Annotated in this window: 25 protein-coding genes; 14 read left to right on the top strand and 11 right to left on the bottom strand. The window is 70.0% G+C overall.

The features are described from left to right. Positions 1-101: 101 nt before the first annotated feature. From lipB to KWI83_RS03670, 6 genes are all read left to right on the top strand, one after another. The gene (gene lipB, locus KWI83_RS03695) at positions 102-899 is read left to right on the top strand and encodes a lipoyl(octanoyl) transferase LipB (RefSeq protein WP_218512797.1); all 798 of its coding nucleotides are present in this window, start codon (positions 102-104) and stop codon (positions 897-899) included. A 106-nt stretch (positions 900-1,005) separates the two neighbouring features. After that, positions 1,006-1,971 carry a lipoyl synthase gene (lipA, locus tag KWI83_RS03690; RefSeq protein WP_218512796.1) on the top strand — a complete coding sequence of 322 codons (966 nt, stop codon included), beginning with the start codon at positions 1,006-1,008 and terminating at the stop codon, positions 1,969-1,971. A gap of 272 nt (positions 1,972-2,243) precedes the next feature. Next, entirely contained in the window at positions 2,244-2,444 is a 201-nt protein-coding gene (locus KWI83_RS03685; protein WP_141313554.1) for a hypothetical protein, read from the top strand. Positions 2,445-2,494: 50 nt separating this feature from the next. Next, the gene (locus KWI83_RS03680) at positions 2,495-3,196 is read left to right on the top strand and encodes a DUF4191 domain-containing protein (RefSeq protein WP_218512795.1); all 702 of its coding nucleotides are present in this window, start codon (positions 2,495-2,497) and stop codon (positions 3,194-3,196) included. 144 nt (positions 3,197-3,340) lie between these two features. Then, complete coding sequence (locus KWI83_RS03675; protein ID WP_218512794.1) at positions 3,341-4,453, top strand: nitrous oxide reductase family maturation protein NosD; 1,113 nt, start codon at positions 3,341-3,343, stop codon at positions 4,451-4,453. 97 nt (positions 4,454-4,550) lie between these two features. After that, positions 4,551-5,546 carry a methyltransferase gene (locus KWI83_RS03670; RefSeq protein WP_218513212.1) on the top strand — a complete coding sequence of 332 codons (996 nt, stop codon included), beginning with the start codon at positions 4,551-4,553 and terminating at the stop codon, positions 5,544-5,546. 75 nt (positions 5,547-5,621) lie between these two features. On the opposite strand, the gene KWI83_RS03665 is transcribed toward KWI83_RS03670, so the two are convergent. The 7 genes from KWI83_RS03665 to KWI83_RS03635 are packed head-to-tail and all read right to left on the bottom strand — an operon-like array spanning position 5,622 to position 10,825. Then, complete coding sequence (locus KWI83_RS03665; protein WP_218512793.1) at positions 5,622-5,954, bottom strand: TcmI family type II polyketide cyclase; 333 nt, start codon at positions 5,952-5,954, stop codon at positions 5,622-5,624. A 22-nt stretch (positions 5,955-5,976) separates the two neighbouring features. Then, positions 5,977-6,456, bottom strand: a complete 480-nt coding sequence (locus tag KWI83_RS03660; RefSeq protein ID WP_218512792.1) for an SRPBCC family protein — start codon at positions 6,454-6,456, stop codon at positions 5,977-5,979. Between the two features lies 1 nt (position 6,457). Then, the gene (locus KWI83_RS03655) at positions 6,458-6,712 is read right to left on the bottom strand and encodes an acyl carrier protein (RefSeq protein ID WP_141313559.1); all 255 of its coding nucleotides are present in this window, start codon (positions 6,710-6,712) and stop codon (positions 6,458-6,460) included. 22 nt (positions 6,713-6,734) lie between these two features. Beyond that, positions 6,735-7,979: a ketosynthase chain-length factor gene (locus tag KWI83_RS03650; protein ID WP_218512791.1), complete on the bottom strand. Its 1,245-nt coding sequence runs from the start codon at positions 7,977-7,979 to the stop codon at positions 6,735-6,737. Positions 7,980-7,986: 7 nt separating this feature from the next. Beyond that, positions 7,987-9,246 (bottom strand): beta-ketoacyl synthase, encoded by a 1,260-nt coding sequence (locus KWI83_RS03645; RefSeq protein ID WP_218512790.1) that lies wholly within the window; start codon positions 9,244-9,246, stop codon positions 7,987-7,989. Further along, entirely contained in the window at positions 9,243-9,707 is a 465-nt protein-coding gene (locus KWI83_RS03640) for a cupin domain-containing protein (protein ID WP_308121979.1), read from the bottom strand. Before KWI83_RS03640 ends, KWI83_RS03645 begins: the two co-directional genes overlap by 4 nt. Before the next feature lie 35 nt (positions 9,708-9,742). Beyond that, positions 9,743-10,825 carry a SchA/CurD-like domain-containing protein gene (locus KWI83_RS03635; RefSeq protein ID WP_218512789.1) on the bottom strand — a complete coding sequence of 361 codons (1,083 nt, stop codon included), beginning with the start codon at positions 10,823-10,825 and terminating at the stop codon, positions 9,743-9,745. Positions 10,826-11,025: 200 nt separating this feature from the next. Between KWI83_RS03635 and KWI83_RS03630 the strand changes: the two genes are divergently transcribed. Continuing rightward, positions 11,026-12,672, top strand: a complete 1,647-nt coding sequence (locus KWI83_RS03630) for an FAD-dependent monooxygenase (protein WP_218512788.1) — start codon at positions 11,026-11,028, stop codon at positions 12,670-12,672. Positions 12,673-13,254: 582 nt separating this feature from the next. Here the strand turns inward: KWI83_RS03630 and KWI83_RS03625 are convergent. Continuing rightward, positions 13,255-13,722: an RDD family protein gene (locus KWI83_RS03625; protein ID WP_218512787.1), complete on the bottom strand. Its 468-nt coding sequence runs from the start codon at positions 13,720-13,722 to the stop codon at positions 13,255-13,257. Between the two features lie 208 nt (positions 13,723-13,930). On the opposite strand from KWI83_RS03625, the gene glnA reads away from it, so the two are divergent. Then, positions 13,931-15,340 (top strand): type I glutamate--ammonia ligase, encoded by a 1,410-nt coding sequence (gene glnA / locus KWI83_RS03620; protein WP_218512786.1) that lies wholly within the window; start codon positions 13,931-13,933, stop codon positions 15,338-15,340. A gap of 131 nt (positions 15,341-15,471) precedes the next feature. On the opposite strand, the gene KWI83_RS03615 is transcribed toward glnA, so the two are convergent. Continuing rightward, positions 15,472-15,741 carry a hypothetical protein gene (locus tag KWI83_RS03615; protein ID WP_218513235.1) on the bottom strand — a complete coding sequence of 90 codons (270 nt, stop codon included), beginning with the start codon at positions 15,739-15,741 and terminating at the stop codon, positions 15,472-15,474. A gap of 362 nt (positions 15,742-16,103) precedes the next feature. Here KWI83_RS03615 and KWI83_RS03610 point away from each other — a divergent pair, with 362 nt between their 5' ends. The 3 genes from KWI83_RS03610 (at position 16,104) to KWI83_RS03600 (ending at position 17,961) form a co-directional block, all read left to right on the top strand. Then, on the top strand, positions 16,104-16,361 hold the full coding sequence (locus tag KWI83_RS03610; protein ID WP_218512785.1) for a hypothetical protein: 258 nt from the start codon (positions 16,104-16,106) through the stop codon (positions 16,359-16,361). 98 nt (positions 16,362-16,459) lie between these two features. After that, positions 16,460-17,374 (top strand): zinc metalloprotease HtpX, encoded by a 915-nt coding sequence (gene htpX / locus KWI83_RS03605; protein ID WP_218512784.1) that lies wholly within the window; start codon positions 16,460-16,462, stop codon positions 17,372-17,374. Between the two features lie 2 nt (positions 17,375-17,376). Beyond that, positions 17,377-17,961, top strand: a complete 585-nt coding sequence (locus KWI83_RS03600; protein ID WP_218512783.1) for a hypothetical protein — start codon at positions 17,377-17,379, stop codon at positions 17,959-17,961. Between the two features lie 35 nt (positions 17,962-17,996). On the opposite strand, the gene KWI83_RS03595 is transcribed toward KWI83_RS03600, so the two are convergent. Next, the gene (locus KWI83_RS03595; protein ID WP_218512782.1) at positions 17,997-18,278 is read right to left on the bottom strand and encodes a hypothetical protein; all 282 of its coding nucleotides are present in this window, start codon (positions 18,276-18,278) and stop codon (positions 17,997-17,999) included. Positions 18,279-18,730: 452 nt separating this feature from the next. Next, positions 18,731-19,021, bottom strand: coding sequence for a hypothetical protein (locus tag KWI83_RS03590; protein WP_218512781.1), 291 nt, complete (start codon positions 19,019-19,021; stop codon positions 18,731-18,733). Between the two features lie 176 nt (positions 19,022-19,197). On the opposite strand from KWI83_RS03590, the gene KWI83_RS03585 reads away from it, so the two are divergent. The 3 genes from KWI83_RS03585 to glnII all read left to right on the top strand — a co-directional run bounded on the left by KWI83_RS03585 (position 19,198) and on the right by glnII (position 21,651). Further along, positions 19,198-19,557 (top strand): arsenate reductase family protein, encoded by a 360-nt coding sequence (locus KWI83_RS03585; protein WP_218512780.1) that lies wholly within the window; start codon positions 19,198-19,200, stop codon positions 19,555-19,557. A 108-nt stretch (positions 19,558-19,665) separates the two neighbouring features. Continuing rightward, positions 19,666-20,292 carry a septal ring lytic transglycosylase RlpA family protein gene (locus KWI83_RS03580; protein ID WP_218512779.1) on the top strand — a complete coding sequence of 209 codons (627 nt, stop codon included), beginning with the start codon at positions 19,666-19,668 and terminating at the stop codon, positions 20,290-20,292. A 330-nt stretch (positions 20,293-20,622) separates the two neighbouring features. After that, positions 20,623-21,651, top strand: a complete 1,029-nt coding sequence (glnII, locus tag KWI83_RS03575) for a glutamine synthetase (protein ID WP_218512778.1) — start codon at positions 20,623-20,625, stop codon at positions 21,649-21,651. The last annotated feature ends 45 nt before the right edge of the window (positions 21,652-21,696 follow it).

Genomic DNA, 21,696 nt, shown 5'->3' with positions numbered 1-21,696 from the left:
CGATCGTGTGAGGATTGCCCCCAGGGCTGACGCGCCTCGGACAGTCGTACAGTGACGTGGGCGGGTTTCATGCCTTACGACCTTCTAGGGAGGCGCTTGCCGTGAGTGAGTTGCGGTTCGTCCGTATGGGATTCGGTGCGGACGCCGTCGAGTACCAGGAGGCGTGGGACGAGCAGCGCCGGGTGCACGCGGCACGGTTCGCCGACGAGATGCCCGACACCGTGCTGCTGCTGGAGCACCCGCCGGTCTACACCGCGGGCCGGCGCACGGCGGACAACGAGCGCCCCCTCGACGGCACACCGGTCGTCGACGTGGACCGCGGCGGCAAGATCACCTGGCACGGCCCGGGCCAGCTGGTGGGCTACCCGATCCAGAAGCTCCCGCGCCCGGTGGACGTGGTGGCGCATGTGCGGCGGCTGGAGGAGGCCCTCATCCGCACCTGCGCGGAGTTCGGCCTGGAGACGACCCGGGTCGAGGGCCGCAGCGGGGTCTGGGTCCTCGGCGACCCGGTCGAGCAGCGCCCGTCCGTCGGCGGCCTGTCCCTGGACTTCGACCCCCGCCTGCACGACGAGGAGTTCGACCCGCGCCTGAACGGTCCGGAGTACGCCCCGTCCAACGCGGGCCAGCGCCGCGAGGACCGCAAGATCGCCGCGATCGGCATCCGGGTGGCCAAGGGCGTCACCATGCACGGCTTCGCGCTGAACGTGAACCCGGACAACAAGTGGTTCGACAAGATCATCCCCTGCGGCATCCGCGACGCGGGCGTCGCCTCCCTCGCGAACGAGCTGGGCCGTGACATCACGGTCGAGGAGGTGGTCCCGGTCGTCGAGCGCCATCTGAGGGACGTCCTGGAGAACGCGGAACTGAAGCCGCGGGTGATCGAGAAGGCGACCGCCTGACGCCGGGAATGGGCCCTGCGGCGATGGGGTTGGCCTGACAGCAGGGCTCAGTAAACACGGGCGTACCCTGGTGTACGCCGAAGAATCGAAGCACAGGGAGCCGGTCGTGTCCGCAGTCGCACCCGACGGACGCAAGATGCTGCGCCTGGAGGTCCGCAACAGCCAGACCCCCATCGAGCGCAAGCCCGAGTGGATCAAGACCCGGGCGAAAATGGGCCCCGAGTACACGAAGATGCAGAGCCTCGTCAAGAGCGAGGGCCTGCACACGGTCTGCCAGGAAGCCGGCTGCCCCAACATCTACGAGTGCTGGGAGGACCGCGAGGCGACCTTCCTCATCGGCGGCGACCAGTGCACCCGGCGCTGCGACTTCTGCCAGATCGACACCGGCAAGCCCGAGGCGCTCGACCGCGACGAGCCCCGCCGGGTCGGCGAGTCCGTGGTCACCATGGACCTGAACTACGCCACCATCACCGGCGTCGCCCGCGACGACCTTGAGGACGGCGGCGCCTGGCTGTACGCCGAGACCGTGCGCCAGATCCACCAGCAGACCGCGCACCGCGAGGCGGGCCGGACCAAGGTCGAGCTGCTCGCCCCCGACTTCAACGCGGTCCCGGAGCAGCTTCAGGAGGTCTTCTCCTCGCGCCCCGAGGTCTTCGCGCACAACGTCGAGACGGTCCCGCGGATCTTCAAGCGGATCCGCCCCGGCTTCCGCTACGACCGCTCCCTGAAGGTCATCACCGCGGCCCGCGACTACGGCCTGGTCACCAAGTCGAACCTGATCCTCGGCATGGGCGAGACCCGCGAGGAGGTCAGCGAGGCGCTGAAGCAGCTGCACGACGCCGGGTGCGAGCTGGTCACCATCACCCAGTACCTGCGCCCGTCCGTGCGCCACCACCCGGTGGAGCGCTGGGTGAAGCCGCAGGAGTTCGTGGAGCTGAAGGAGGAGGCCGAGCAGATCGGCTTCTCCGGCGTGATGTCCGGCCCGCTGGTGCGCTCCTCGTACCGCGCCGGGCGGCTGTACCAGATGGCCGTCGAGAAGCGTGGCACGTACATCGCGGCCCAGGCCGTCTGACACGGCGTCACCCCCCCTGCCCCGTACCGGGCGTGGCAAGCGTGTGAATTCGCGCACAAGCGACTACCCGCGAGTAGTGGCCGATACGACGCGGTCCTGACCGTCCTCGCAGATGAGGGCGTACGTCAGGGCCGCGTCGGCGTTCGGGAGCGCCGCATCAAGGCTTCACTGGTGTTTGACCGGTCGGACACGCCCTGGTAACACCAATCAGTGACGCTGGCCTCACGCCACGTACACCCGTACCAGCAGCCACTCGAGGGGGGACCTCCACCATGCAGGCCGCGCCCGTTCGCGCCACCGCCATCCCGTCCTTCACCACCGCTCTGCGCGCCGTGGAGTCGCTGCTGATGAGCAGCGGCCAGCGCACCGCCCGCCGCAACGCCTGGACCTCCGTGCTGGAGGACCGCCGCCGGGCCAAGGACCGGGTCGAGGCGCAGCGGATCGTGGAGCAGGCCCTCGCCCGTCGCTCCTGAGAGGCGCACTGCCGTCGAAGGCGGTTCGGGAGCCACGTAGACTTCGTGGCATGGCGAGGAAGGAAACCGCAGCGGACGCTGCGAACCCCGGGCGACTGAAGCAGATCGCTCTGACCTACAAGATGACCCGCAGGGCCGACAAGAAGATCGGTCTTGTGCTCGCGGCAGTCGGAATCGTCACCTTCGGTGTCTTCCTCGCGATCGGTTTCTTGATCGGTCACCCCATCTATCTCGGCATCCTGGGCCTGTTGCTCGCCTTCCTCGCGACGGCGATCGTCTTCGGCCGCCGCGCCGAGCGGGCCGCCTTCGGGCAGATGGAGGGCCAGCCGGGCGCCGCCGCGGCCGTGCTGGACAACATCGGCCGCGGCTGGTCGACGACCCCGGCGGTGGCGATGAACCGCAGCCAGGACGTGGTGCACCGGGCGGTCGGCAAGGCCGGCATCGTGCTGGTCGCCGAGGGCAACCCGAACCGGGTGAAGTCCCTGCTGGCCGCCGAGAAGAAGAAGATGAACCGGGTCGTCGCGGACGTGCCGGTGCACGATCTGATCGTCGGCACCGGCGAGGGCACGGTCGAGCTGAAGAAGCTGCGCACGACCATGCTGAAGCTGCCGCGTGTGCTGACCGGGCCGCAGGTGACCGCCACCAACGACCGGTTGCGGGCGATGGGCGACCTGATGAGCAACATGCCGCTGCCGAAGGGGCCGATGCCCAAGGGGATGCGGCTGCCGAAGGGCGGGCCGAGACCTCGCTGACCTCGGGGGACGCGGATCACCAGTACGGGCTGGGCCCGGGCGCGTGGGGCGCCCGGGCCCAGCCCGTACTGCCTGCCGGGGTGACACGCCGTCGAACGGAGCATCCGGCCGGTAATCGGCTGATGCGCTCCTAGCCTTCGGAATGTGACAAAACGCCATATCACCTATCTCGCATGCGCGACCGCGCTCCTCGGCGCGCTCGTCGGTACCGCCCCCGCGTCCGCCGCCCAACGGATCCATGTGGTGAAGCCGGGTCAGTCGATCCAGCAGGCGGTGAACGCCGCCCAGACCGGCGACACAGTGCTCGTGCTGCCCGGCGTCTACCACGAGAGCGTCACGGTGAAGACGCCGGGACTGACCCTGCGCGGCCTGAGCCACCACGGCAACGACACGGTGATCCAGCCGGTCCAGAAGAAGGCCGCGGCCGGCTCCACGAAGGCCACGCGGAACAACAAGAAGGCCACCATCAACTGCGCCGAGGCCGGCAACGGCATCTGCGTGATCGGGGAGAAGGACAAGGCCCTCCCGGACGTCACCGTCGCCGATCTGAAGGTGACCGGCTTCTCCAAGATCGGCCTGTTCTCCCTGGGGACCGACCGCCTGACCGTCCAGCGGGTGATCGCCGAGGACAACGGGCAGTGGGGCATCGCCCAGGAGCACTCCACCCGCGGTGTGTTCCGCCAGAACATCGCCCGGGGCAACGGTGACGCGGGGCTGTTCCTCGCCAACAACGTGAAGGCCGAGGTGGGCGCCACGGACAGCAGGGGCACCGTGATCGAGCGGAACCGCCTGGAGGACAACCGGATCGGCCTCACCGTCCGCCGGCTGCGCAACCTCGTCGTGAAGCGCAACTATCTCACCGGCAACTGCGCCGGCATGTTCGTCGTCGGCGACGAGAACAAGCCGAAGGCGGGCGCCCTGACCGTCAGCCTCAACCGCGTCGAGCGGAACAACAAGTACTGCGCGAAGACCGAGCGGCTGCCCTTCCTGCAGGGCTCCGGCATCGTCCTGACCGGCGCCGAGAGCACCCTGGTCTCAGGGAACGTGGTCACCGGCCACTCGGGCGAGTCCCCGCTGTCGGGCGGCATCGTCCTGTTCAAGAGCATGGTGGGCGTCACCAGCGAACGGAACCTGATCACCGGCAACTATCTGCTGGACAACGCCCCGGCGGACCTCGTCAACCAGGAAGCCACCCAGAGCGCCAACACCTTCGACGACAACTCCTGCGGGGCCTCGCGGCCCGCGGGTCTGTGCTGACCGGACGCCCGTACCCCATCCGCGCAAGGAAGGAAGGCGGCACATGACCGCACCATCCCCCGAGCTCTCGGCTCCTCCCCCACCCCCGCCGCCCTCGATGCGGCTGAGAGAGCTCGTGTTCGGGGCGGCGTGTGCCGCCGCCGTCCGCGCGGCCGCCCGGCTGGGCGTCGCCGACGCACTGGGGGACGCCCCCATGACCGTGGAGGACCTCGCGGCCGCGGTGAAGGCCGAGCCGAAGCCGCTGCGCCGGCTGCTGCGCGCCCTGTCCTGCTACGGCGTCTTCGCCGAGCGGCCCGGCGGCGCGTTCAGCCACACCGAGATGTCCAGGCTGCTGCGCGAGGACGACCCGAACAGCCTGCGTGACATCGCCCTGTGGTGCACCGAGCCGTGGACCTGGGACGCCTGGCCGAAGCTGGACGAGGCGGTGCGCACCGGCCGGAACGTCGTCGAGGACCTCTACGGCAAGGAGTTCTTCGTCTACCTGAACGAGGACGCCCCCGAGTCGGCCGACGTCTTCAACCGCGCGATGACGACCTCCAGCGAGCAGTCGGCCCGCGACGTCGCCGCGCTGCTGGACCTCTCCGGCGCCTCGTCCGTCGCGGACCTCGGCGGCGGCCAGGGGCACGTGGTGGCGAGCCTGCTGGACAAGTACCCGTCGATGGCGGGCTTTCTGCTCGATCTGCCGCGGGTGGTGGACAACGCCGTGCCGCGGCTGCGCCAGGGCGGCGACCTCGCCGGCCGGGCGCGCATCGTGCCCGGCGACATCCGGGAGTCCGTCCCCGTCAAGGCCGACGTCTACATCATCAAGAACATCCTGGAGTGGGACGACGAGTCCACGGCCAAGCTGCTGCGCAACGTGATCGAGGCGGGCGGTCCCGGGACACGGGTCGTGGTCATCGAGAACCTCGTCGACGACACCCCGTCGATGCGCTTCAGCACCGCCATGGACCTGCTGCTGCTCCTGAACGTCGGCGGGGCCAAGCACACCACCGACAGCATGGTCGGGCGGCTGACCGAGGCGGGCCTGACCGTCGGCGACATCCGGCCGGTCAACCCCTATCTGCACGCGTTCGACTGCACGGTCCCCGCGTGAGCGAACCTTCCTCGAAAGAACACCGGTGCCGGGCCCGCGTCGGACGCGGGCCCGGCACCGGTGGCCTGACGAGGGTCAGGCGCGGGCGTCGCGCTCCCACAGGTAGAAGCGCTGCGCCATCGCGTCCTTCGGGGACCGCCAGGTCTCCGGGTCGTATGCGCTGACGTACGCCGAGAGGCGCTCGCTGACCTCCTGGAACTCGGGGTGCGAGGTGACCTTCGCGATGGCTGGTCCGGGTTCGCGTTCGGACTCGATGAGGTGCATGTACACATCGCCGAACTGGAAGAGGCTGCGCCGGACGACGCCGACGAGGTGCGGCAGCTCTCCCCGGTCGGACTCCGCGAACACCTTGGCGATGTCGGGGGCGGAACCCGGGGCCATGCGGGCGACGATCAGGGCCTGGTGCACGGTTCTTCTCCTGTCGTCCGGCTCAGTCGGCCAGGGCCGGGGCGGGCCGGTGACCGGCGGCCGCCTGCTCGATCTTGTCCCGGATCAGGGCCATCTGGATCTTGGAGTTCTTGTTGATGTTGTCGGTCATCCAGGCGTCGTCGACAGGCGCGTCCGGCTTCATCGCGAAGTCCTGCGTCCAGATCATCCGGGTGCCGGCGGGTACCTCCTCGTACCGCCAGTGGATGTTCATGTGGGCGAAGGGCCCCGTCTCGACCCGGCGCGCCTTGACGGTGAGGGTGTCGCGGTCCGGCTCGCGCTCGGAGACCCAGCTCCAGACGGTGCCGTTGTCGTCCGGGTGCATGGTCAGCCGGAACGTCGTCCTGTTCCCCTCCCGGGAGAGGATCTCGACGGACGCGTACTCGCTGAACAGCTGCGGCCACCGCTCCAGGTCGTTGGTCATGTCCCAGACCAGGTCCAGCGGGGCGGCGATGGTGATCTCGTTCTCGGTGTGTCCTGCCATCTCAGGCTCCTGCCATCAGGGTGCTGTTGACGAGGTTGAGGAACTGCTGGGGCGTCTTGCAGCGCTCCGCGTCGACCGGCAGCGGGGTGCCGTGCACGTTCTCCAGCTCGCCGACGATGCCGAGCAGGCCCAGCGAGTCGACGCCGAGGACGTCGAAGCCGGTGTCGGGCTTCTCCTGGAGCTGCTGCGGGCTGACGGTGACCCCGGCGGCCTTCTTCATGAGCGCGGCGAGTTCTTCCACGGTGATCTGGGACATGTGCCTTCCTCCTTTGCTGTGCTCACTGCGCGGCGCCGTGCCGCAGCACCAGCGCCGAGTTCGACCCCATGAGTCCGCGGCTGAGGACCAGTGCCGTGCGCAGCTCGGCGGCCCGGGCCTGGCCCGTCACGAGGTCGAGGTCGTGGCAGACGTCGAAGACGTTCGGCGTCGGCGGGATCAGGCCGTGCTCCATGGCGAGCACGGCCGCGGCGGTGTCCAGTACGGGGGCAGCGCAGTACCCCCGGCCGGTTCCGGTCTTCGGCGCCGTGACCGGCACCCGGGTGCCGCGCTCGCCGAGGACGTCGGCGAGCGCCAGCGCCTCGGCCCGGTCCGCCTCCGGCACCCCGAGTGCGTCGGCGAAGACGACGTCGATCTCCTCGGGCGCGCAGTCGGCCTCGTGAAGGGCCCGCCGGATCGCGTGGGTGAGACCTTCCCGGGACGCCGCCCAGCGGGAGGCGCCGGTGAAGGTGGCCGCGTGGCCCGCCACCACGGCCCGGACCTCGGCGCCGCGTTCCCGGGCGGCGCCCGCCGCCTCGACCACGAGCATCGCGCCGCCCTCGGCCGGCACGAACCCGCACGCCGCGTCCGTGAACGGGCGGTAGGCCCGGGACGGATCCGTCTCGCGGCTCAGTTCCTCGTAGCCGAGCTGGCAGACCACCGAGTACGGCGCGAGCGGCGCCTCGGTGGAGCCGGCCACGATCACGTCGGTGCCGCGTCGCACCGCCCGGGCCGCGTGCGCGAGGGCGTCCAGGCCGCCGGCCTCGTCGGAGGCGACGACCGAGCAGGGCCCCTTGAAGCCGCGGCGGATGGACACCTGGCCGGTGCTCGCGGCGTAGAACCAGGCGATGGACTGGTACGGCCCCACGAACCGGCTGCCCTTGCCCCACAGTCGCTGCAGCTCACGCTGGCCGAACTCGCCGCCACCGGAGCCGGCGGCGGTGACCACGCCGATGGAGTACGGCGCGTCGGGGGTGTCGGCCAGCCCGAGCCGGGCGTCGTCCAGCGCGAAGTCGGCCGCGGCCATGGCGTAGTGCGTGAACCGGTCAGTCTGGACGAGGAAGCGCTCCTCGATCGTCGCCGCCGGGTCGAAGGCGCGGACCTCACCGGCCACCTTGAGGGGAAGGTGCTCACAGCCCTCGCGGGTGACCCGGTCGAGGACGCTGAGGCCTTCCCGGGTGGCCTTCCAGAAGGTGTCGGTGCTGGTGCCGTTGGGCGCGACCACCCCGATGCCGGTGATCGCCGCACGCCGGTCCTGTGGTTCGCTCATCCTGTCCTCACTCCCTTGGCCTGGTCAGGACCACCGCGGACTGGAAGCCGCCGAACCCGCTGCCCACGGACAGCACGCTGGTCAGCTTGCGTTCACGCGCGACGCGCGGGACGTAGTCCAGGTCGCACTCGGGGTCGGGGATCTCGTAGTTCGCGGTCGGGGGCACGACCTGCTTGGCGAGGGCCAGCACACAGGCGACCAGTTCGATGGCGCCGATCGCCCCGAGGGAGTGCCCCACCATGGACTTGATGGAGCTCATCGGGGTGTCGTAGGCGTGGTGGCCGAGCGCCCGCTTCACGGCCGCCGTCTCGTGGCGGTCGTTCTGCCGGGTGCCGGAGCCGTGTGCGTTGACGTAGTCGATCGCCGTCGGGTCGAGCCGCGCCTGGTCGAGGGCGGTGTCGATGGCCCGTGCCATCTCCAGGCCCTCTTTGGTCAGACCGGTCATGTGATAGGCGTTGCCGAAAGTGGCGTAGCCGCCGAACTCGCAGTACACGTGGGCACCGCGGGCCCGGGCGTGCTCCAGTTCCTCCAGGACGAGCACCGCGCCGCCCTCGCCCATGACGAAGCCGTCACGGTTGTTGTCGAAGGGCCGGGAGGCGTGCGCGGGGTCGTCGTTGTTCGGAGAGGTGGCCTTGATCGCGTCGAAGCAGGCCATGGTGATCGGGGAGATCGGGGAGTCCGAGGCCCCCGCTATGCATATGTCGGCCCGGCCTTCCTGGACGGTGTGGAAGGCGTACCCGACGGCGTCCAGGCCGGAGGTGCAGCCGGTGGACACGGTCTGCACGGGCCCATGGGCGCCGAAACGTTCCGCCACCGCGGAGGCCACGGTGCTGGGCGAGAACGCCCGGTGCAGCTGTGGCTCCGCCTCGGTGTGGTCGACGTCCCAGCGCTGCCCGCGATGGCTGACCAGGACGTAGTCGTGCTCCAGCCGGGTGGTGCCGCCGACGGCGGTGCCCAGCGAGACCCCCACCCGCCAGGGGTCCTCCCGGCCGAGATCGAGCCCCGAGTCCCGTACCGCTTCCGCGCCGGCGACCAGGGCGAACTGTATGTACCGGTCCGCCCGTTCGACCTGTTCGGCGTCCAGGCCGTGGGCGGCAGGCTCGAAGTCGCACTCGGCGGCGATCCGGGACCGCAGACCGGCCGGGTCGAAGAACGTGATGCCCCGCGTCGCGGTACGGCCTTCGGCGAGCAGATTCCAGAACGCCGGTACGCCGATCCCGCCCGGAGCCACTATGCCTATGCCAGTGACCGCCACGCGCCGGGTCATGACCGGACCTGACCTCGGTCGTGGGCGGTACCCGCCGCAGCGGGCTCCGTGGCCACCGCGGCGGCCCCGATGACCTCCGTCTCCTCCGTGTCGACGTGTCCCAGGCTGGGGCGCGGGGCCAGCGGCCCCAGGTGGAAGACGATGCGCGCCTCCACGTTGCCGACGTTCCGGAAGCGGTGGCGCATGTGGGCGGGGATCATCAGGCCCTGCTCCGGCCGGAGCGGGTGCGGCTCACCGTCCAGGTCCACCTCCAGCTGCCCGCAGACGACGTACACGAACTCCTCGGAGTACGGGTGGTAGTGCTCACCGATGCGGTCGCCGGGCTGCACGATGGCCACGCCCATGAATCCGCTGGTGGAGCCCACCGTGGTCGGGGTGAGCATGGCGCGCAGATCGCCGCCGCGCCGGGTGTTGGGCTCGACCTCGCTGAGGTCCACGATCTTCGGAATGGGTTTGATCACGACGTTCCTCCGTGGGTGTGCTGCGCCTGACGGGGTCAGGCGTCCGGCGAGCGGCGGTCGGTGATGAGCTCCATGCGGGCGGCGCCGCCGTCCAGCAGGGCGTTCAGCGGGGCCTGGGACCCCGGCTCCGGCAGGGCGGCGTCGGCGTCCAGGCCGGGGCGCACGTCGACCAGCCGTACGACGACGTCGTCGCGCTGGAAGATCGTGCTGCGCAGGACCGGGCAGGTGGGGTCCTCCGCCGCCTCCTCGTCCCGCCGCGCGAGCGCCTCGGCCAGCTGCATCCCGCTGCCCGGCCGGGCCGGGTAGTACAGGGCGTACCGCTCGCCCTCGGGCAGTTCGTCCACGCTGACGTGGTGTACGGCGGGCAGCGCCGCCCGGGTGAAGAAGACGCGCGCGGACTCGTCGTCGCTGAGATCCCGCTCCTGCTCCAGATGCGGGTTGATGGCCTCCTCGACCGCCCGTACCTCGGGCTGCCGGGCGACGTGCCGCAGTGCCACGAGCAGGTCGCCGCGGACCTCGATGGCCCGCACGACCCGGTTGCCGTGCATGAACAGGGAGGTGCGGACCAGGCGGGTGGTCTCGTCGACCCGCGTCTCGGGCGAGTCGTAGTTCGCGAGGATCTTCGCGACCTGAGGCTCGCTGCCGGGTTTGACCGTGAAGGTGAGCGCGTGGCGGATCACGCCGTCGCCGATCCGGGGGGCCACCTGCAGCCGACGCTGTGCCACGTCGCCGGTCGCCGCGCCGCCCGTCTCGCGGACGACTTGGAAGCGCAGCGAGCGGGTGTCCCGTACACAGCTGTGCAGCGGCCGCACCATCTGCACGTGCTCCTCGCTGTTCACCCAGGCGAGGAACGGCGGGGCGCTCTCCCACTCACTGGTGATGAGCCATTGGGAGGGATTCTCGATGGACTGGCACAGCTGGTCGCTGATGTGGCCGGGCACCGAGGCCACCTGGTTGCACAGTTGCTCGTATGCCTCCAGGAACTGCTGCTGGGCACCGTTGTATACGTCGACCAGCAGGACGACCCGGAGGGGGGACCCGTCGAACACGGACTGGGAGACCCGTTTCGACATCTGTCGCGTCAGCTGCTGCGAATCCTTTTCCGACGTGGTGGTCATGCTGCGCAATCTCCTTCTCTGGAGGCAGAGGCGAACGCCGGCCGCCGATGACGCGACGTCAGCGCTTCTTGATCCTCTGCCGGTCCCCCTCAGTGCGCGACTCGCGTGAACCACGCGGGTGATAGATCACGCGGAACCCCTTCGAGAGGGCATGAAAACTCCAACACCCCCACCCCCCACCACTGCCTCAGGAGTCCTTGATGCAGCAGAAAGCCGATCACCAGGTTCCCGTCCTCGTCGTGGGCGGCTCTCTGGTGGGCCTGTCCCTGTCCCTCTTCCTGGGTCGTCTCGGCGTACGCCACATGCTCGTCGAGCGGCATGCCGGAACCTCGATCCACCCACGCGGCCGCGGCAACAACGTGCGGACGATGGAGCTGTACCGGGTGGCCGGCATCGAGCCGGACATCAAGACGGCGGCCGCCCTCCTCGCGGACAACCACGGCATCCTGCAGACCCCGACCCTGGTCGGTGACGCCGGGGAGTGGCTGTTCAAGGAGATGGACCCGGGCGGCGGCCTCGCGCGGTTCAGCCCCACGGGGTGGTGCCTGTGCAGCCAGAACGACCTGGAACCGGTGCTCAGGAAGGGGGCCCAGGCACTCGGCGGCGACCTGCGGTACTTCCACGAGCTGGAGTCCTTCGAACAGGACCCCGAAGGAGTGACGGCGTTCGTCCGGGACCGTGACAGCGACGAGCTCTACACGGTCCGGGCGGACTACCTGGTCGCGGCCGACGGCCCGCGCAGCCCCGTCCGGCACCGGCTCGGCATCGGGCAGAACGGCCCCGGCGACCTCTTCGCCAACGTGAGCGTCACCTTCCGGTCGAAGCTGCTCGCCGATGTCGTCGGCGACCGGCGGTTCATCTGCTGCTATCTCACCAACCCGGAAGCCGACGGCGCGCTGCTGCCCGTCGACAACAAGGAGCACTGGGTCTTCCACGCCCCCTGGCACCCGGAACACGGCGAGACGCTGGAGGAGTTCACCGAGGAACGGCTCCAGCGGCACATCCGCCAGGCCGTCGGCGTCCCCGACCTCGACGTCGAGATCACCGGAAAGGCGTCCTGGCGTGCCGCCGAACGGGTCGCCGAACGGTATGCGGCCGACCGGGTCTTCCTCGCCGGGGACTCCGCCCACGAGATGTCCCCGACCGGCGCCTTCGGGTCCAACACCGGGATCCAGGACGCCCACAACCTGGCCTGGAAGCTGGCCGCCGTCCTCGACGGCTGGGCCGGCCCGGGGCTGCTGCAGACGTACGACGCCGAGCGCCGGCCCGTCGCCCTGGCCACCAGCGCCCGTGCCTCGGCCCGCTCGGTGGAGCACAGCCACCCCGGTTTCGCCCCGCCCCCCGGCATCGGCGGCGGCAAGGGCGGCGGCATCCTCAACATCGTCCTCGCCTACCGCTACCCGCAGGGCGCCGTCGTGGGCGCCGACCCGGCCCAGCCGGTCGTACCCGACGGGATGCGCCTGACCGCGGAGCCGGGCAGCCGGGCCCCGCACATGTGGCTGCGCCGCGCGGGCGAACGGGTCTCCACGCTCGATCTCTACGAGCGCTCACTGGTGCTGCTCAGCGACGCCGCGTCGAGCGAGGGCGCGGCCTGGCACGCCGCCGCCCGGCGCGTCGCCGACACGGACGGCGTACGGCTGGACGCCTACCGGATCGGTGCGGAAGCGGGTGCGGAGCTGGCGTACGACGCGGAGGGCGACGACTGGGCGGAGGTCCACGGGACGTCGGCCGACGGGGCGGTGCTGGTGCGGCCGGACGGATTCGTGGCCTGGCGCTCACCCGGCGCGGTACCGGACCCGGAGGCCGAGCTGCGGCAGGTCCTGGCAGCGGTCCTGCACCGCCGCTGAACCCGCCGAAGGCCACCCGCACCGAGCACTGCGGGTGGCCTTCGGCACGTCGAGGGCCGGAGCCGCGGCGTGCGGAGACCCCTGGGATGCGGAGCTTCCTGACTGGCCGGAACCCCGGCCTGCGGAGACCCCCGGCCGCCCGGAACCCCAGCCTGCGCAGACCCCCGGGCTGCCGGGACTCCCAGATTGCGGAGACCCCCGCCCTGCGGACCCCCGGCTACCCGGACTCCCAGCATACGGAGACCCCGGGCTGCCCGGACTCCGAGCCTGCGCAGACCCCCGCCCTGCGGACCCCCGGCTACCCGGGCTCCCGAACTGCGGAGGTTCCCGGCCACCCGGACTCCCAGCCTGCGTTGAGCCCCGCCCTGCGGGGGGACTCCCGGCTACCCGAACGCCCGGCCTGCACAGACCCCCCCTGCGGTGGGGACCCCCGGCTACCCGCACTCCCAGCCTCCACAGCCCCCGCCCTGCGGACCCCCGGCTACCCGGACTCCCAACATGCGGAGACCCCGGGCTGCCCGGACTCCGAGCCTGCGCAGACCCCCGCCCTGCAGAGCCCCCCGCTGCCCGCACCCCCGGAGGTCAGATTCGTACTTCGACCGTGCTCGCGAGCCGGTCGTGCAGCCCGCGGCCGTCTCGGTCCCAGATCAGGGCGGGGACGGCGAGGCAGAGCAGGATCGTGCGGAGCAGGGCGCGGCCCGGGTGGACGGTGCCGGTGTCGAGGGCGACCACGCGCAGGCCGAAGAGGCGCTTGCCGGGGGTGACGCCGATCGTGCCGACGGTCAGGACGCTCATGACGAAGAAGATGAGCAGGGCCCAGTTGCCGGTCGTCTGGCCGTAGCCGTCCGTGATCAAGCTGTATGCGATCATGAGGCACAGACCCCAGTCCACGGCCAGCGCGCCGAGCCGTCGGCCCGGGCGGGCGATGGAGCCCGGCCCCTCCTCGGGCAGACCCAGCTGCTCGCCCCGGTAGCCGAAGTCCGCACCGGCGTCCTCCATGGCCGCGCGGGGTCCGGAGAGCCATGATCCGATTGCTTGCCTCTTGTCCACCCGACAAAGGTACTGCGCCCGAATTTGACCGGGGTACGCCGGGGCCGGTACGCGTTACCGTGGAACGGAGCCGGTTAACTTCTGCGAAACAAATGGGTCACGCCCGAGAAATGACGCGTCCCTAGGGTCGAGGTCAGCGTGTGCCACCGCACTGGCCGCACGAACGAACTACCACCCCGGCGGGACGGTCGGGAGTAGGAGGAGCTGGATGTTCCAGAACGCCGACGAGGCCAAGAAGTTCATCGCGGACGAGGACGTCAAGTTCATCGACGTCCGCTTCTGCGACCTGCCGGGCGTCATGCAGCACTTCACGGTGCCCGTCGAGGCGTTCGACCCGGACGACGAGCTCGCCTTCGACGGATCCTCGATCCGCGGCTTCCAGGCCATTCACGAGTCCGACATGGCCCTGCGCGCCGACCTGTCGACCGCCCGCGTGGACCCGTTCCGCCGCGACAAGACGCTCAACATCAACTTCTTCATCCACGACCCGATCACGGGCGAGCAGTACTCCCGTGACCCGCGCAACGTGGCGAAGAAGGCCGAGGCGTACCTGGCCTCCACCGGGATCGCCGACACCGCGTACTTCGGCCCGGAGGCCGAGTTCTACGTCTTCGACAGCGTCCGCTTCAAGACGTCCGAGAACGAGTCCTTCTACCACATCGACTCCGAGGCGGGCGCCTGGAACACCGGTGCGCTGGAGGACAACCGCGGTTACAAGGTCCGCTACAAGGGCGGTTACTTCCCGGTCCCGCCGGTCGACCACTTCGCCGACCTGCGCGCCGAGATCACCCTGGAGCTGAACCGCGCCGGTCTGCAGGTCGAGCGCCAGCACCACGAGGTGGGCACCGCCGGCCAGGCCGAGATCAACTACAAGTTCAACACGCTGCTCGCCGCCGCCGACGACCTGCAGCTCTTCAAGTACATCGTGAAGAACGTCGCCTGGCGCAACGGCAAGACCGCGACCTTCATGCCGAAGCCGATCTTCGGTGACAACGGCTCGGGCATGCACGTCCACCAGTCGCTGTGGAGCAACGGCGACCCGCTGTTCTACGACGAGCAGGGCTACGCCGGCCTGTCGGACACCGCCCGCTACTACATCGGCGGCATCCTCAAGCACGCTCCGTCGCTGCTCGCCTTCACCAACCCGACGGTGAACTCGTACCACCGCCTGGTACCGGGCTTCGAGGCGCCGGTCAACCTGGTGTACTCGCAGCGCAACCGCTCCGCCGCGATGCGCATCCCGATCACGGGCTCCAACCCGAAGGCCAAGCGCGTCGAGTTCCGCGCGCCGGACTCCTCCGGCAACCCGTACCTGGCCTTCTCCGCCCTGCTCCTCGCGGGCCTGGACGGCATCAAGAACAAGATCGAGCCGGCCGAGCCGATCGACAAAGACCTGTACGAGCTGGCTCCCGAGGAGCACGCGAACGTCCCGCAGGTCCCGACCTCCCTCGGCGCCGTCCTCGACTCCCTGGAGGCCGACCACGAGTTCCTGCTCCAGGGTGACGTCTTCACGGCCGACCTGATCGAGACCTGGATCGACTACAAGCGCTCGAACGAGATCGCACCGCTGCAGCTGCGTCCGCACCCGCACGAGTTCGAGCTCTACTTCGACGTGTGATCGACGACGTGTGATCGACGACGTGTGATCGGCCTGTGATCGGCGTCTGACATGCGGTGAGGGCCGCCACCTGAAGTGCTTCGGGTGGCGGCCCTCAGCCGTGGCTTTGGGTCGCCGGAGTCGCTGCCGCCTCAGCGCACCACGATCACCACAGGGCCTGCGCCGAAGGGATGGAACCGGTGGTCGAAGCGGTCGAAGAAGTCGAAGTAACCGAAGTGGCCGTGGTGACCCCGGTCCCGGTAGTCCCACCAGTCGTCATCGCCCCAGTTCGCGGGCACGGTGGTGGGCGTGGCCGGGGTCGCCGCCGAGGCCGTACCGGCTGTGCCGATCGCCGCGCCACCGGCCATCAGTACGCCGACGGCGGACATCGCGAAGAGACGCCGAACGCGTGGTGCTTTCATGGAAAAACCTTCCTTCCATCCCATCGTGCGGAGCACGAGCCGGACGGATGGCCGCGGCCGCAGCAGGGACGTACGGCGCGGTCGTCGGTGTTGCCGCCTGAGTACGAGGCGTACATGTCAGCCGCGACGTGCGGCACGGGGGCGGCCGGATGGTGAACAGGGATCTCGCCGACAATGGGCACATCCCGGGTTGCCGCTCCTACTGAAAAGGCTAAGCCCGCCACCGATCATTCGGCATCCTGAACGCCAAGGGGCGCGGAACGCACGTGCGCCGTCGTGGGGGGCAACCTTTCGGCTTCCCAGGAATCCTGCGCACGGGGGATCATCGACTCAGAGACTGTTGTTCGAGAGAGGTAACGGGGATGCCCGAACAGGACGACGCGGACCGGGAGTTCGACCTCAAGTGGGCGGACAGCGCCGAGCACAAGGAGCCCTCGGCGCGGGCCCGGATGCTCGCCGAGCGCTGGAAGCACGATCCGCCCGGGCCGGTGCCGTTCCGGCCGGAACCGGAAGGGCGGGCGCCGCGGCGGTCGTCGTGGATATCGACGGCCGTGGTGCTGGGGTGCGTGGTCGCGGTGATCCTGGTGCTCGGCTACCTCAATTTCCGGGCGCCCTACTGATCCTTTGCCGGTCCTGGGACTGATCACGACCGCTTCATGGGGCGGGACGGGTGCACACTGGGCAGTGGGACGAGTGCCTGAACGCAGGATGGTGTTCCATGCACAGCCGCTTCCGGAGTGACCCGAAGCTGACCGCGCGGATGACGGTCACGCTCTTTCTGCTCGGATTGTTGTACGTGGCGTTCATCGCCGCGTTGATCGCGCTGCTGAAGTCCTGGGTGCTGGTCGTGGTGATCGCGGCGGCGCTGCTGGGCGCGCAGTACTGGTTCTCCGACCGGATCGCGCTCTACGCGATGCGTGGGCGGGTCGTGGAGCGGGAGGAGTATCCGGAGCTGCACGGCGTGATCGACCGGCTGTGCGCGGTGGCGGACATGCCGAAGCCGGTGGTGGCCGTGTCCGACATGGACATGCCGAACGCGTTCGCGACCGGGCGCAACGCCGACCACGCGGTGGTCTGCGTGACCACCGGGCTGCTGCGGCGGCTGCAGCCGGCGGAGCTGGAGGGCGTACTCGCGCACGAGCTGTCGCACGTGGCGCACAAGGACGTCGCCGTGATCACGGTCGCGTCGTTCCTGGGTGTGATCGCGGGGCTGATCGTGCGGTTCGCGTTCTACTCGCAGATCTTCGGCGGGCGGCGCGACCAGAACACCGCCGTGATCTTCATGGGGGTCATGGGCGTCTCCGCCGCCGTCTACGCGATCAGCTTCCTGCTGATCAGGGCGCTGTCCCGGTACCGGGAGCTGGCGGCCGACCGGGCGGCGGCGCTGCTGACCGGGCGGCCCTCGGCACTGGCGTCCGCGCTCACCAAGGTGTCCGGGGACATCGCGCGGATCCCGACGAAGGACCTGCGGACGGCGCAGGCCTTCAACGCCTTCTACTTCACGCCGGCGCTCGGCCGTGGCTCGGATGTCGCCCGGCTGTTCTCCACCCACCCGAGCCTGGAGCAGCGGCTCGAACAACTGGGGCGGATCTCCGCCGAGTTGGGCGAGGCGGCGCCTCCCGGAAAGGCGTGAGCATGGGATTGCTGGACATCCTGCTCGGTCGTACGAAGCCGGTCGCGCCCGACCTCGACCAGCTGTTCGCGCTGCCCTCGGCGGCGGTGACCCTGGAGGCGGCGGCCTCCTTCACGCCGACCGGGCACGGCGCGGTGTGCTTCGCGACGGTCGAGGGGGCCGCGTTCGACCAGACGCACCGGGAGGTGCGGGCGCTGCTGGACGCGGACACCGATCGGACCGGGCCACCGGTGGAACTGGAGCGGGACGCGTACGGCTATTCCTGGCTGGTGTCCCGCCGCGCCCCCGACGAGCTGCCGCTGCTCGTCAACGATCTGCACGCGGTGAACAGCTCCATGGAGATCAACGGTTTCGGGCCGCAGCTGCTGTGCTCGCTGGCCGGTTTCCGGGACGATTCGGGGCGATCGCTGGCGCTGGTCTATCTCTACAAGCGCGGCACCTTCTATCCGTTCGCGCCGCTGCCCGGTGCGGGGCAGCGGCGCGACAACGCGCTGGAACTTCAGGTGAGGGCCGCGCTGGCGGGTGATCTGCGGATCGAACAGGATCTGGGGCGGTGGTTCCCGGTGTGGGGTGCGCCAGGGCTCTGAGCCTGTCCTACCTGCCCCGTCCTGCTTGCTCCGTCCTACGTGCTCCGCTCCCGCTCCTGACGGCGGGCCTCCAGCGGCCGCTCGCGGCGGTAGCGGCGCTCCCACTTGGCCTGCTGGTCACGGCGCTCGCGGTATGCCTGGTAGGTCGTGGGCGCGGGCCCGGGCGACGAGGGGTTCGAGGTCGAGGACGTCGAGGACGCGTCGCGCCCGTACTGCACGTAGAGGAAGAGCAGGGCGACGGCGGCGAGCCAGTAGAGGTGGTTTCCGAATCCCAGGACGACCAGGACGACCGTCCCGGAGATCACGATGGTGCCCATGACGGGCCTCCCTGGGAGGTGTGTTTGCGGTGCACCGAGAGTAGCGCCAGGGATGTGGGGGGCCGCATCTCCTTTTTCCCTGCGGCGTTGCGGCTGCCCCCGGGGCCGCGGAGTCGCCACTGCTCATGTCCCAGGCCGGACGACTGCTCGATCGCGGCCACGAGCGGAGTGAACGAGCGCGGCCCGCACCAGGACCAAGCGAGCACGGCGAGCAGATGAACTCGGCGCCCCGCGACAAACGAACCGAGCGATCGCAGCACACCAGGCACCGCGGGCAGCGAGCGCGACGAGCGGACGCGCCAGACACCACAGCGAACATGCGGAATCGAGCGGGCACACCCACACACCACGAACGAACGAACGGAGCGACCGTGCGCCCGAAGGCGCCAGAAAAGGCGGGGTGAGGAGTGCGCCGGGCGCCCTCGGCAAGTGGGCGGCGCCCGGCGCTCGGCTCACCGTGTGTAGCGCAGCAGCGCCCGCACCATGTGGCACGTCGTGTCGGACGGCGGGTGGACGCCGATGAGTTCCGCGGTGTCGCGGATCGTCTCGTTGCGTGCCTGGTTCGGCACGTACACCCCCGAGTCGAGCAGCGCGATCGCAAGGCGCATCGCCTTGAGCCGGCGGTTGTGCGAGATGTACCACTCACGCGGACGCCCCGGCGGCAACGGCCGCTTCTCCAGGACGGGGCGCTTCGCGGTGAACTGGGTCGGCAACGGCTTCGGCTTCAGTGCGGCAGCGGGCACAGGCATCCTCCTGTCGCGGTCAGGGTGCCGACCGGACACCCCGGCGACACCCTCGAACACTGCTTCAATTCTACTGGCCCCCACTGACAAAAGCCCCTGGCCACAAGGGCTTTCGGGGGTGCGGTGACGCACGTGGAAGACGGGTTTCGAGGGCCTTCTCGGCGTACCGTGGCCGCATGGAAATCTGGATCAACCCCGCCTGCTCCAAGTGCCGCAGCGCCGTGAAACTGCTCGACGCCGAGGGCGCCGACTACACCGTCCGCCGCTACCTGGAGGACGTACCGACCGAGGACGAGATCCGCGACGTACTGGACCGTCTGGGCCTGGAGCCCTGGGACATCACACGCACCCAGGAGGCCGTGGCCAAGGAGCTGGGTCTGAAGGAGTGGCCGCGTGATGCCGCCGCGCGCGACCGCTGGGTGACCGCCCTCGCCGAGCACCCCGGGCTCATCCAGCGGCCCATCATCACCGCCGACGACGGCACGGCGGTCGTCGCCCGCACCGACGAGGCCGTGCGGGAGGCGCTGTCCCGTTGACTCCGGTGTGACGCACGCTACTTCAACGTACTCCTGTGGCCACTGAGTAACCTCGTTCGGGATCTCGTACATAGCGGCGTACGCTCCCCTACCTCCCAGGAGGCGCGCATGTCGCGTAGGAGAACTCTCAGTACGAACAAGAAGCTGGCCCTGCTGGTCAGCGTGGCGTCGGTGGCGGGCGGTGGTGCCTTCGTCATGGCGAGCACATCGAACGCCGCGCAGTCCGCGGCGGACTCGACGGTCTGCCAGGGCCTCGCCACCGCCCTCGGCAACAACCAGCGGTTCATCGAGGGCCAGCGGGCCGATCCGGACGCACAGTCCGCCGCGCGGATCGCCAACCGCGAGGCCGTCATCGCCCAGATCCAGCGTCAGCAGGAAGCGGCCGGGTGCGAGGTTGGGGAGTCGGCTCAGGGCTCCCAGACCGCACAGCCCGGCCGGCAGGGCGAGGACGCGGGTCAGGGCGACGGCGGTGGCGCCGTCGCCTCCGGAGAGCAGGTCTGCAACGGCTCCACCGTCACCCTCTCCGGCGAGGGCGGTGCCCCGGCCGCGTCGAGCAACCAGTTCCCGGCGGGTACGAAGCTGAAGGTCACCAACCTGGACAACAACAAGTCCACGACGGTGGAGGTCACTTCCGTCTCCGGCAGCTGTGTCCTGCTCAACAACGCGGCCTTCGAACAGGTCCGCGAGCCCGGCAAGTTCCTGATCCGCCGAGCCGTGATCGAGAAGGTGGGGTGAGGAGGGGTCCTGCTGCTCGCGGCCGCGAGCAGCAGGACCGGCACGTTCCCGCCCCTCACCCCCAACCCCATCGCATACGAGCCGCCCCACCGCCCTGTCCGTCCGCGTCCGCGTCCGCGTCCGCGACCAGCACATTCGCACCACCGCCGCGCACGCGCCGCGGCCTCACAGCGTGAGGTGGGCCACAGCACCACCAGGTAACACGGGGTTCACAAACGGGCAATGATCGGGAAATCGCCTGTTGACAGGCTGCCGGGCAAGCAGAAAGCGGTGCCGCAGCGCCGCAGCACCCGCAAGCGCGCCCAGACCCACCCCCGAAGGATGTGGCCCGTGACCTTCAAGGCTGAGTACATCTGGATCGACGGCACCGAGCCGACGGCCAAGCTTCGTTCCAAGACGAAGATCCTGGCCGACGACGCCAAGGGCGCCGAGCTTCCGATCTGGGGCTTCGACGGGTCCTCCACGAACCAGGCCGAGGGCCACGCCTCGGACTGCGTGCTGAAGCCGGTCTTCTCCTGCCCGGACCCGATCCGCGGCGGCGACGACGTCCTGGTGCTGTGCGAGGTCCTCAACACGGACATGACCCCGCACGCGTCCAACACGCGTGCCGCGCTGACCGAGGTCGCCGAGAAGTTCGCCGCGCAGGAGCCGATCTTCGGCATCGAGCAGGAGTACACCTTCTTCGACGGCTCCCGCCCGCTCGGCTTCCCCGAGGGCGGCTTCCCGGCCCCGCAGGGCGGCTACTACTGCGGTGTCGGCGCCGACGAGATCTTCGGCCGTGAGATCGTCGAGGCCCACCTGGAGAACTGCCTGAAGGCGGGCCTGGGCATCTCCGGCATCAACGCCGAGGTCATGCCCGGCCAGTGGGAGTTCCAGGTCGGCCCGCTGTCCCCGCTGGAGGTCTCCGACCAGCTGTGGGTGGCCCGCTGGCTGCTCTACCGCACCGCCGAGGACTTCGGCATCTCCGCCACCCTCGACCCCAAGCCGGTCAAGGGCGACTGGAACGGTGCCGGTGCGCACACCAACTTCTCGACCAAGGCGATGCGCGAGTCCTACGACGCGATCATCACCGCCTGCGAGTCGCTCGGTGAGGGCTCCAAGCCCCTCGACCACGTCAAGAACTACGGCGCGGGCATCGACGACCGCCTGACCGGCCTGCACGAGACCGCCCCGTGGGACAAGTTCTCCTACGGCGTCTCCAACCGCGGCGCCTCGGTCCGCATCCCCTGGCAGGTCGAGAAGGACGGCAAGGGCTACATCGAGGACCGCCGTCCGAACGCCAACGTCGACCCGTACGTGGTGACCCGCCTGCTGGTCGACACCTGCTGCTCCGCCCTGGAGAAGGCCGGCCAGGTCTGATCCGTCCCACGGCTCCGTCAGGGGGCGCCCGCCGACTCGGTGGGC

This window comes from Streptomyces sp. TRM70350 (assembly GCF_019219825.1).
Lineage (GTDB): Bacteria > Actinomycetota > Actinomycetes > Streptomycetales > Streptomycetaceae > Streptomyces.
Note: the sequence above shows the minus strand (reverse complement) of the source record. Positions and strands in the feature narration are given on the sequence as shown.